General features: G+C 71.4%; 8 protein-coding genes and 1 pseudogene. 7 read left to right on the plus strand and 2 right to left on the minus strand.

The window, feature by feature from the left end; genetic code table 11:
* Nucleotides 1–474 precede the first annotated feature (474 nt).
* From AB0959_RS14145 to AB0959_RS14165, 5 genes are all read left to right on the plus strand, one after another.
* Nucleotides 475–1119, plus strand: a complete 645-nt coding sequence (locus tag AB0959_RS14145; protein WP_366826651.1) for an HNH endonuclease family protein — start codon at nucleotides 475–477, stop codon at nucleotides 1117–1119.
* A 256-nt stretch (nucleotides 1120–1375) separates the two neighbouring features.
* Nucleotides 1376–3016: an alkaline phosphatase D family protein gene (locus AB0959_RS14150; protein ID WP_366826652.1), complete on the plus strand. Its 1641-nt coding sequence runs from the start codon at nucleotides 1376–1378 to the stop codon at nucleotides 3014–3016.
* A gap of 190 nt (nucleotides 3017–3206) precedes the next feature.
* Nucleotides 3207–5141 carry an FAD/NAD(P)-binding protein gene (locus tag AB0959_RS14155; protein WP_366826653.1) on the plus strand — a complete coding sequence of 645 codons (1935 nt, stop codon included), beginning with the start codon at nucleotides 3207–3209 and terminating at the stop codon, nucleotides 5139–5141.
* An 88-nt stretch (nucleotides 5142–5229) separates the two neighbouring features.
* On the plus strand, nucleotides 5230–5685 hold the full coding sequence (locus AB0959_RS14160) for a DoxX family protein (protein ID WP_366826654.1): 456 nt from the start codon (nucleotides 5230–5232) through the stop codon (nucleotides 5683–5685).
* 308 nt (nucleotides 5686–5993) lie between these two features.
* The gene (locus AB0959_RS14165) at nucleotides 5994–6584 is read left to right on the plus strand and encodes a VTT domain-containing protein (protein ID WP_366826655.1); all 591 of its coding nucleotides are present in this window, start codon (nucleotides 5994–5996) and stop codon (nucleotides 6582–6584) included.
* A 370-nt stretch (nucleotides 6585–6954) separates the two neighbouring features.
* Here the strand turns inward: AB0959_RS14165 and AB0959_RS14170 are convergent, their stop codons facing one another.
* Nucleotides 6955–7185 (minus strand): DUF2277 domain-containing protein, encoded by a 231-nt coding sequence (locus tag AB0959_RS14170; protein ID WP_366826656.1) that lies wholly within the window; start codon nucleotides 7183–7185, stop codon nucleotides 6955–6957.
* Between the two features lie 151 nt (nucleotides 7186–7336).
* Between AB0959_RS14170 and AB0959_RS14175 the strand changes: the two genes are divergently transcribed.
* Together AB0959_RS14175 and AB0959_RS14180 are read left to right on the plus strand one after the other, a co-directional pair.
* On the plus strand, nucleotides 7337–10600 hold the full coding sequence (locus tag AB0959_RS14175; RefSeq protein WP_366826657.1) for an NPCBM/NEW2 domain-containing protein: 3264 nt from the start codon (nucleotides 7337–7339) through the stop codon (nucleotides 10598–10600).
* Between the two features lie 128 nt (nucleotides 10601–10728).
* Nucleotides 10729–11079 carry a hypothetical protein gene (locus AB0959_RS14180; RefSeq protein WP_366826658.1) on the plus strand — a complete coding sequence of 117 codons (351 nt, stop codon included), beginning with the start codon at nucleotides 10729–10731 and terminating at the stop codon, nucleotides 11077–11079.
* A gap of 185 nt (nucleotides 11080–11264) precedes the next feature.
* Here the strand turns inward: AB0959_RS14180 and AB0959_RS14185 are convergent.
* Nucleotides 11265–11414, minus strand: a pseudogene (locus tag AB0959_RS14185) (site-specific integrase); the annotation flags it as partial.
* Nucleotides 11415–11652: the final 238 nt, after the last annotated feature.

The raw sequence follows: 11652 nt of genomic DNA on the forward strand, positions 1-11652 counted from the left end.
CCCACCGAGAAGATCATCCGCTGTCGCGACACCTCGGCACGGCAGCACACACGGAAAACCCGCGCCGATGAGCACGGGCGAACACCCGCACCGGACGGCACGGGCAGTGCACTGCTTGCCGAAGGTCTCGCTGGGCGGCCCCGTAACGGGGCCCGCCTCCGGGCGCCGGCCCAGCTGAGCTGAGCAGTATGTCGACGGTCCGGCGAAGAGCTACTCCCCTTCTGCGCCACCCATCGTACGGGACGCCCCCGACACCCCGCAGAGGGCCTATCCGCCGCCCCCTGCGTCACCTTCCGCAAAAGGGCAGGTCAGAGCGGGTCCCGGAAAACTCACAGGAAACCCGCACACGCCAAGCACTTGTTCTGTCATGGGCACGTCATTAACTTCTCACCGGAAGCTCACCTGACGGAAACAGAGCGCCGCGAGAGTTCCGTTGCTCGCACCGCAACCGCCCCCACCCCCAAGGGAGTTCGCATGCGCAAGTTCTACGCGCGTCGACGCCTCAGTGTACTCGCTGCCATGACCGGCCTCATAGCCACGGCCGGACTTTTCAACGGCCCGAGCGCCTCCGCCGCGCTCCCGACCCCGATCAGCGCCGCCACCGCGCGCTCCTACCTCGCCACCCTGACCGTGGCGACCGAGGACCGCACGGGCTACGACCGTGATCTGTTCCCGCACTGGATCACCATCAGCGGCTCCTGCAACACCCGCGAGACGGTCCTCAAGCGCGACGGCACGAACGTCGTCACCGACTCCGCCTGCGCCTCCACCAGCGGCAGCTGGTACTCCCAGTACGACGGCGCCACCTGGACCGCCGCCTCCGACCTCGACATCGACCACCTCGTCCCGCTCGCCGAGGCCTGGGACTCCGGCGCCGACAGCTGGACCACCTCCGAGCGCCAGGCCTTCGCCAACGACCTCACCCGCCCGCAGCTCATCGCCGTCACGGACAACGTCAACCAGGCGAAGGGCGACCAGGACCCGGCCACCTGGATGCCGTCACGCACCGCGTACCGCTGCACGTACGTCCGCGCCTGGGTCCAGGTGAAGTACTACTACGACCTGTCGGTCGACTCGGCCGAGAAGAGCGCCCTGACGAACTACCTGGCCAGCTGCTGAACCGTTCCTTCCCTCTGATCCTGCCCTCTGATCCTGTGGTGCTCTGGTCCTCTGGTCCGCTAGTCCTCTGATCCTGTGGACCTCTGGTCCCGGCCGGGTTCCGCCAGACCCGGCCGCCCACGGACCGCGGTGAGGCCCGGGCCTTCCCCCCCACGCCCGCCCGGGCCTCACCGCGACCAAAACGGAACCACCGGAACCTCCCCGCTCACCTCCGTCGTTCCGTACCGTACGGGTCGACGGAGGAGAGTGATCGCCGATGGCGGGGCTGCGGCTGGGACCACTGCTGAGATACGTGGACGACTCGTCCGCGACCGTATGGGTCGAGACGAGCCGTCCGTGCACCGCCGAGGTGCGCTGCTCAGGCGGAGCGCGCGGCGAGGCCCGCACCTTCCAGGTGGCGGGCCATCACTACGCGCTGGTCCAGGTGACGGGCCTGCGTCCCGGCACGGCGTCGGCGTACGAGGTCCTTCTCGACGGAGCCCCCGTGTGGCCCCTGGCCGACTCGCCCTTCCCCGCCTCCGAGATCCGCACCCCCGACGGGGACGGTGTCCGCGTCGCCTTCGGCTCCTGCCGCTGGGCCGCCCCTCCCGAGGACGAGAACGACCCGGTGGGCCCGGACGCGCTGGACACCCTCGCCGCCCGTATCGCCACCGACCCCGCGGCCGAGCGCCCCGATGTGCTCCTGCTGCTGGGCGACCAGGTGTACGCGGACGAGACGTCGGCCGCGACCCGCCGCTGGCTCGCCGCCCGCCGCGACCTCTCCGAGCCGCCCGGCGACCAGGTCGCGGACTACGAGGAGTACACGCACCTCTACTACGAGTCCTGGCTCGACCCGGAGGTGCGCTGGCTGCTCTCCACCGTCCCGAGCTGCATGATCTTCGACGACCACGACGTCATCGACGACTGGAACACCAGCGCCTCCTGGCTCGCCGACATGCGGGCCACCCCCTGGTGGCGCGAACGGCTGCTGAGCGGGCTGATGTCGTACTGGGTCCACCAGCACCTGGGCAACCTCTCCCCCGCCGAACTGGCCGCCGACCCGCTGTACGCCGCCGTCCGCGGCGCCCCCGACGGCACGGACCTGCTGCGCGCCCACGCCGCCAGGGCCGACCACGACCCCTCCTCGGTCCGCTGGAGCTACCGCCGCGACTTCGGGCGCGTCCGTGTGCTGATGGTCGACACCCGGGCCGCGCGCGTCCTCGACGAGGGCAGCCGCTCGATGCTGGACCCGGGCGAGGAGCGGTGGCTGCGCGAGCAGGTGCTGGACGACCCCGGCTCGTACGACCACCTGCTCATCGGCACCTCGCTCCCCTGGCTGCTGCCCCACCTGGTGCACGACGCCGAGGCCTGGAACGCAGCCCTGTGCCGGGGCGAGCGCGGACAGCGGTGGGCGCGGTTCGGGGAGGACCTGCGGCGGCGGGCCGACCTGGAGCACTGGGCGGCGTTCCCCGCGTCGTTCGAGGCGCTGGCGGCGCTCATCGCCGAGGCCGGATCGGGCGAGCGGGCGCCGGCGACCGTGTGCGTGCTCTCCGGCGACGTGCACCATGCGTACGTCGCGGAACCGTCGTGGCCGGCCGGTGACGGGCCCGACGCCCGCGTCCTGCAGCTGACCTGCTCGCCCGTGCACAACTCGATCCCGCTCTCGATCCGGCTCGGCTTCCGCTTCGGCTGGAGCGGCGCGGGGCGGGTCCTGGGCCGCTGGTTCGGGCGGCACGGACGGGGCGAGCGGCCCTCGCTCGACTGGCGGCGCACGGGCGGCCCGTGGTTCGGCAACCAGTTGATGACGCTGACCCTGCGCGGCCGCTCGGCCCGGCTGCGGCTCGACCAGGCCCGGGCGTCCCGGCAGGGCAGGCCCCGGCTGGAGACGGTGACGGAGTACGAACTCGCCCCCCGATAACCGCTTTTGCGTTTCTTCGTTGCATACGTTCAGGTGTTGCTTCCGTTGCCCGTGATGCTCGTGAGGCATCCCACACCCGGCGTCCCCCGGGCTCTCCTCCGGCCCCGTGCGACGGCATGATGAGGCGGACCGTCCGCTTCCAGCGGACGGTGTGCCGCATCGCGCCCCCCACGCACGGGAGTCACCCGCCTTGTCCGCAGCGACCGCCCCACCCGCCGAGGACCCCTCCGAGACCCTCTCCCTCTCCGTCGCCCTCGTCGGCGCGGGCCCGCGCGGCACCAGCGTCCTGGAGCGCCTGTGCGCCTCCGCTCCCGAACTCCTCAGCCCCGGCACCCAGTTGACCGTCCACGTCATCGATCCGGCGCCCCCGGGCCCGGGGCGGGTCTGGCGCACCGCCCAGTCGCCCCACCTGCTCATGAACACCGTGGCCTCGCAGGTGACCCTGTTCACCGACGAGAGCGTGGACTGCTCGGGCCCGATCCGTCCGGGGCCGAGCCTGCACGCGTGGGCGGCCGACGAGTTGGGCCCCGACGAGTACCCGACGCGCGCGCAGTACGGCCGCTACCTGGAGTGGGTCTTCACCGAGGTGGTACGCCAGGCGCCGCCCGCGATACGGGTCGAGACGCACACCGCCCGCGCGGTCCGCCTGGACGACGCCCCCGACGGCCTGCAGACCCTCGCCCTGTCCACCGGCCGCACCCTGACCGGCCTGTCCGCCGTGGTCCTCGCCCAGGGGCATCTGCCCACGGTCCCCGACCGCGTCCAGCGCGAACTCACGTCGCACGCCGGCCGCCACGGACTGCGGCACATCCCGCCCGCCAACCCGGCCGACGTGGACCTCGCGCCCCTCGCCCCGGGCGAGCCCGTCCTGCTGCGCGGCCTCGGCCTCAACTTCTTCGACCACATGGCCCTGTTGACCACCGGCCGCGGCGGCCGATTCGTCCACGGCCCGCAGGGCCCGCGCTACGTCCCCTCCGGGCGCGAGCCGCGCCTGTACGCGGGGTCCCGGCGCGGTATCCCGTACCAGGCGCGCGGCGACAACGCCAAGGGCCCGTACGGCCGTCACACCCCGCTCGTCCTCACCCCCGAGGTGATCGCGGGCCTGCGCAAGCGCGCGGACTCGGGCGAGGCACCTGACTTCCTGACGGAGATATGGCCGCTGGTGGCGAAGGAGGTCGAGACGGTCTACTACGAGGGGATACTGCGCGGCCACCCCGCCCTAGTCTCCTTCCGCGACTCCTTCCGCGACCGTTTCCTCCCCACCGCCCACCGCAGTCCTCAAGAGGCGGCCGTCCTCGACGAGTTCGGCATACCGCGCGCCGTCCGCTGGTCCTGGGACCGCGTTTCACGGCCGTACGCCGGCCAGACCTTCCCCGACCGCGACGCCTGGCGGAACTGGCTGCTCGCGTACCTCCGCGCGGACGCGGCCGAGGCGGCGCTCGGCAACGTCGACGGACCGCTCAAGGCCGCGCTCGACGTGCTGCGGGACCTGCGCAACGAGCTCCGGCTGATCGTCGACCACGGCGGTCTGTCCGGTGCCTCCCGCCGCGACCACCTGGACGGCTGGTACACGCCGCTCAACGCCTTCCTCTCCATCGGCCCGCCCCGCAGCCGCATCGAGGAGATGGCGGCCCTGATCGAGGCGGGGATCCTGACGGTGGTGGGCCCGCACCTGAAGGTGCGGCCGGACGAGGGGACGTGGCTCGCGCACTCCCCCGAGATCCCCGGATCGGCCGTCCGCGCGACCACCCTCATCGAGGCGCGCCTCCCGGAACCGGACCTGCGACGGACCGCCGACGAGCTCCTTGCCCGGCTCCTGAGGACGGGTCAGGCCCGCCCGCACACCGTCGACGGTTACGAAACGGGAGGTGTGGACGTGACACCTCGCCCGTACTATCTGATGGACCGTCAAGGCATTGTCCACGCAAGGCGGTTCGCGTTCGGTGTGCCGACGGAGGGGGTGCACTGGGTGACCGCGGCCGGGGCCAGGCCCGGCGTGGATTCGGTCACGCTGTCCGACGCGGACGCGGTGGCCCGAGCGGCTCTGCGCGCACTCGACCAGCAAACGGAACGCCAAACGGAAGCAAAGGCATGGCTGAATGTTGAACTTGCAAGCATAGATTAGGTCGACCTAACGTGGGCTACCGCTCGGTATCCGTCCCCACCGGCCCTTCACAAAGGGACCGGGAAACCAGACCGAAGGAGTCCCCCACATGACCGGACGCCTCAACAGCGCCCAGCCGTACGCCATCGGCCTGTTCCGCATCGTCATCGGCCTGTTGTTCGCCTGCCACGGCGCCATGTCGCTCTTCGGCGCCTTCGGCGGCGTGGACGGCAACGGCGCCACCGCCGAGACCGGCGCCTGGCCCAACTGGTACGCGGCCGCCATCGAACTCGTCGGCGGCACGTTGGTGCTGCTCGGCCTCGGCACCCGTGCCGCGGCGTTCATCGCCTCCGGCGCCATGGCCTACGCGTACTTCAAGGTCCACCAGCCCCAGGCACTGTGGCCCATCGAGAACAAGGGCGAGGGCGCCGCGATGTACTGCTGGTCGATGTTCCTGCTCGTCTTCACGGGCTCCGGCGCCTTCGGCCTCGACCGGTTGTTCGCGAACCGCTCGGCCGCGTCCGCGAAGAAGCCCGCCTCGGACCAGACCCCCGTGGCGGCCTGACCCGAACCGCGTACTCCGGCGCCCGTCTCCGCCCCCGCGGAGGCGGGCGCCGTCGCGTGTCACGGCGGCACCAACGGTGAAGTCCGGCCACACCCTCTCCTCGGCTTTCACATAAGCGGAATCACCCGACGGCGCACGCCGAAGCACCCCGCGCCTCCGGGGCGGCGACCGGGTGAACGGCATGTGACGGATACATGAGCCCCTGTGAGCCGTCCGTCACACCCGGGGCGTACGCTGTCTGGCTGTCACAGGCCGCCCCGGTACTCCCGGCGACTCGGCGGCCCACGGGGGAGTCAGGGGAGTTGTCGGTGCTTGAGAGTGTGGGGTCGCTGACCGCCGGCCCATGGATCTACGCCGTGGTGGCCGCCTCCATCCTCCTGGACGTCTTCCTCCCGATCCTGCCGAGCGGCGTCCTGGTCGTCGCGGCGGCGACCGCGGCCGCGGCGGGTACGGCGACGGGGGCGGAGGACGTCCCGGACATCCTCGCCCTCCTGCTCTCCGCGGCGACCGCCTCCGTGCTCGGTGACATGGCGGCGTACCGCGTGGCCTCGCGGGGCGGCGAGCGCCTGGACCGCGCCATCGCCCGCTCCCGTCGTCTCACCACCGCGCAGGAACGTCTCGGCACGGCCCTCGCCCGGGGTGGCGGCGCCCTCGTCGTCCTCGCCCGCTTCGCCCCCGCCGGACGCTCGGTCGTCTCCCTGGGCGCCGGCGCCGCGCACCGCCGCGTCCGTGACTTCCTGCCCTGGTCCATCCTGGCGGGCATCGCCTGGGCCGCGTACAGCGTCGCCCTCGGCTATTTCGGCGCCCAATGGCTGGGCACGTCGTGGGTCGCCACGGCCGTGTCCGTGGGGGCGCTGTTCGGCGCGGGCGCGGGCGCGGCGTGGGCACTCCGCGCGTGACCGGCGAGTCCCGTCTGCCGGGTCCCGCCGGTGGGTGAGTGCGGCTGCGTGGCGGCTTGTCGCGCAGTTCCCCGCGCCCCTTCAAAACACCCGGGTGCGCCCCACGCTTCTAGCCCGTCGCGCAGTTCCTCACGCCTCTAAGAGCACACGGGCGCGCCCAACGCTTTTAAGGGGCGCGGGGAACTGCGCGATCAACCACGACGCACCCGCAGCCAGGAACGACCGCAACCGCAACGGCGCGACCCGCGCTTTTAAGGGGCGCGGGGAACTGCGCGACAAGCCACGACGGACCCGCGCCTACAGACGGCACCAACCCCAACGACGCCCACCCCGCTCAGCCGGAGGCCACCGCTCAGCCGGAGGCAACCGCTCAGCCGGAGGCCACCGCCCGACTCCCCCGCACCTCCAACCCCGCCAACAACTCCGCCGTGGCCGCCGCCACGGCGTCCACCGCGTGGTCGAACACCTCGCGGTTGTGGGCGGCCGGAGCCCGGAAGCCGGACACCTTGCGCACGTACTGAAGGGCGGCGGCCCTGATCTCGTCCTCGGTGGCTTCCTCGGGGAGGACGGGCGGACGAAGAGTCTTGATGCTGCGGCACATACGCCCAGTCTGCACCGTCCCCCGCCACGCCGGGGCCCGAGATGACGAGAGTTTCTGTTGGATCCTGTCGAAACGATTGTGCAGGTGCGTGGAGTGCTGTAGGCAAATGCATCGCTGGGGGAACACTGCAACGCCCCACCAGGGAGAGCACATGACTCCATCCCTTCTCCACCGCCCACGCCGATTCCTCAGATCCGCGTTCATCACGTCGGCGCTCCTCGTTCCCTATCTCACGGTGGCGGGCCCCGTCGCCGCGGACCCCTCGCCCCAGGGCACCTCGATCACCGTCGACGACTCGGTCCAGGGCACCGGCCAGGACCAGTTCGACTACGAGGGATCCGGCTGGGGCCACGCCGGCGGCGAAGGCGCGCCCGCCGATCCCTATCAGGACACCAACAGCTGGACCGACCACTCCGGGGACTTCGCCGCCTTCGACTTCACCGGAACCCGGCTGACCTTTCATGGAGTGACCGACCCCGGCCACGGCATCGGAGCCGTCTCGATCGACGGCCAGGCGCCCGTCGACGTCGACTTCTACAGCGCGACCCGGACCGGCGACGCCGTCGTGTGGACCAGTCCGGAACTGCCGGACGGCAACCACACGTTCAAGCTGGCCTGGACCGGCCGGAAGAACCCGGCCTCCAGCGGCACGGCGGTGACCGTCGACCGCATCGACTTCACCGGCACGGCTCCGGTCCCCGGCAACACCGCCATCACCGTGGACGGCACCGCCACCGGACGCACCTTCGACGGCATCGGGGCAATCAGCGGCGGCGGTGGCAACTCCCGGCTGCTCATCAACTATCCGGAGCCGCAGCGCAGCCAGATCCTCGACTACCTCTTCAAGCCGGGCTACGGCGCCTCCCTGCAGATGCTCAAGGTCGAGATCGGCGGCGACACCAACTCCACCGACGGCGCGGAGCCCAGCATCGAGCACACCAAAGGCACCGTGCACTGCGACTCCGGGTACGAGTGGTGGCTGATGGAGCAGGCCAGGAAGCGCAACCCGCACATCAAGCTCTACGGCCTCGCCTGGGGAGCGCCGGGCTGGATCGGCAACACCACCGACACCTCCGGCGGCGGGAACTTCTGGTCGCAGGACACGATCGACTACCTGACCGACTGGCTCGGCTGCGCCAAGACACACGGCCTGAGCATCGACTACCTCGGCGGCTGGAACGAACGCGGCTACGACAAGGGCTGGTACGAGAAGCTGCACGACACGCTCGCCGCCCAGCACCTGCCGGTCCAGGTCGTCGGGGCGGACTCGGGGCTGGACGTCGCCGACGACATCGCCGGCGACCCGAAGTTCGCTTCCGCCGTCGACGTCGTGGGCGTCCACTACCCCTGCAGTGGCGGTGACGGCGGCGACGCCGTGACCTGCTACAGCTCCGCGAACGCCCAGGACACCGGCACACCGCTGTGGGCCAGCGAGAACGGCTCCCAGGACTACAACACCGGGACGGGCGCGCTGATCCGCTCGATCACCCGCGGCTACATCGACGGCAAGTTCACCTCGTACCTGAACTGGCCGCTGCTGGCCGCGCTCTACCCGAACCTGCCCTACGACACCGTCGGTCTCGCCGTGGCCAACCAGCCCTGGTCGGGCGCCTACAGCCTGGGCACGAGCCTGTGGGCGACCGCCCAGGTGACCCAGGTCACCCGGCCCGGCTGGCGGTTCGTGGACTCCGCGAGCGGCTACCTGGCCGGCGACCGGACGAACGGCAGCTACATCACACTGAAGTCGCCGGACGACTCCGCGTACAGCACCATCGTCGAGACCTCGACGGCCGCCGGCGCGCAGACCGCCAACTTCACCGTCACCGGAGGCCTGCCGGACTCCACCGTGCACGTCTGGGCCACCGACCTGAACTCGGACAGTCCCGCCGACCACTTCGTGCACACAACCGACATCACCCCGCGGGACGGCTCGTTCTCGGTGACCCTCAAGCCCGGCTACGTCTACTCGCTGACGACCACCTCCGGTCAGGGAAAGGGCACCGCGTCGAGCCCGTCGCGGCACGCTCTCGCCCTTCCGTACACCGACACCTTCGAGCGGTCCGCCCCCGGCCGGGAGGCGAAGTACCTCTCCGACATGCAGGGAGCGTTCGAGCTCGCGCCCTGCGAAGGCGACCGGACCGGCCGATGCGTGCGGCAGATGGCGGCCGAGAAGCCGATCGAGTGGCAGGACGACAGCGACGCTTTCGCCCTGCTCGGAGACGTCACCTGGCGTGACTACACGGTGAGTTCCGACGTGTACCTGGCGCGGCGAGGCACAGTCGAACTCATCGGCCGGGCCGGCGAGCAGCAGCGGCCGCAGTCCCATCAGGCCGGGTACTTCCTGCGGGTCTCCGACACCGGCGCGTGGTCGATCGTCAAGAGCGACACCAAGGGGCAACTGACCACGCTCGCCGACGGGACCACGCACGCGCTGGGCACCCGCAGCTGGCACACCCTGAGCCTCGGCTTCAGCGGCACCACCATCACCGCGGTCGTGGACGGCCGACGGGTCGGCGCCGTGGACGACTCGGCCTACGCGGCCGGGCAGGTCGGCCTCGGCGTCGTCGGCTACCGGACCGACGAGTTCGACAACCTGCGCGTCACCCCGGTGAGCCGCCCGGCGCCCGCCCCCGCCACCCTCACCGCCGACCTGCCGAAGCAGATCCAGCGCGGCGCGTCCGGCACGCTGAAGGCCACCTTCACCGTCCCGGCGGGCGGGGACACGGTCAGCGACCTCACTCTGCGGCCCGGCGCCCCCGCCGGATGGACCGCCACGGCCACCACACCGGTGACCTTCCCCAAGGTCGCCCCGGGCACGTCCGTGACGGCGTCCTGGACGGTCACCGCCCCCACCGCCGCCGACACCCCCGTCACCAACGTGTTCGCCCCGCTCGGCACCTACGTCCGCGGCGGGGTACGGCACTGGACCTACGGGTCGGCGAGCACGGAGGTGCCGATCCCGCCGCCCACCGGAAACCCGTATCTCAGCGACCTGTCGTTCGTTTCGGCCACCAACGGCTGGGGGCCGGTGGAACGGGACATGTCCAACGGCGAGCAGGCCACCGGTGACGGCCAGACCATCACCCTCCGTGGCACCCCGTTCGCCAAGGGGATCGGCGCCCACGCCCACAGCGACGTGGCGTTCTACCTCGGCGGCAACTGCACCCGTCTCACCGCGACCGCCGGCATCGACGACGAGGTCGCCCCGTACGGGTCGGTGACCTTCAGCGTCGTCGCCGACGGCAGGACGCTCACCACCACCCCGGTCCTGACCGGGACGTCGGCCGCGCTGCCGATCGACCTCGACGTCAGCGGCGCCCAGCAGCTGGACCTCGTCGTGGACGACGGCGGCGACGGCAACGCCCACGATCACGCCGACTGGGGAGGGGCCAGGCTGACCTGCGCCGCGGGCTGAACCCGCGGGCCTCGCACCGTCGTCAGGGGGGTGTGCCACTCACGGCACACCCCCCTGACGACATGCTCGCGTCGCGAAGTGACAGAAGAAACTCGCAACCCAAAATCGAACAGGCGTAGCATTGCCGCGTGGCTGAGACCTATGACTTTCCGAGTGACCTCCTGGCCGGCCAGGAGGAGCTGCATCAGGTCCGCGCCGAGCTGCTGGCCCTGCTGAAGCGGCTCCCCTGGTCGGTCGAGCCGCTGGACGGCTTCAGCGACGACCACGGCTGGCGCAAGATCGAGCGCCCCGCCTCCCCCGGCTGGACGGCCGACGAGCAGGCGGAGGTCGAGAAGCTGCGCGAGCGTGAGCGCGAGCTCGCCGTGTTCGTCACCTGCCACCGCTTCTGGGCCGCGGTCGCCACCGAGCACAAGGTCGACGCCCGCATGCGCCTCAAGCACGCCCGCGAGGAGGAGAAGGCGGCGACGGAGGGCGCCTGAACGCCGAAGACCCCGGCCGATCGAGGCCGGGGTCTTCGTACTGGTGGGCGCGGACGGTTTCGAACCGCCGACATCCTGCTTGTCGGGGCTTCGCTCTCTCTCCCCAGTCGTTCCTGGCCTGCAGCCGAACCACTTCAGCCGTTTGAACCGTTTGAACCGTTTGAAGCACAGTGCCTCTACCCCTGGACCGGCCGCTCGGGCACGTCGTAGCGGTCCGCTCCGTTGATGCGGCATGGCTTGCGCCGGACCAGCTCGTCATCCACGGCCGCGTTGATCAGGGCCCGAAGTAGTTGGTGGGCCTTGACCACGGTCGGCTCACCGCCGCGGGCGTCAATCGGCGACGCTGTCCTCCGGTGCCGACCGGGCGAGTTCGACGAGCGTGCCGAGCGCCAGAGAGAGGACGTCCCGCTGGGGCGAGGCGAGGCCCAGGCCAGATCGATCCGGCTGCCAGCCGGTTTGGCGAGCGCGGGGGGGGGGGGGGGGGGGCAAAGGCGAGCACACCCAAGGCGCAACCCCCCCCGGCCCGCACGCCCCCAGGGGCCGCAGGCCCCCCCCCGGCGCCCCAACCACACA

It is taken from the genome of Streptomyces sp. NPDC046862 (assembly GCF_040704615.1).
GTDB lineage: Bacteria > Actinomycetota > Actinomycetes > Streptomycetales > Streptomycetaceae > Streptomyces.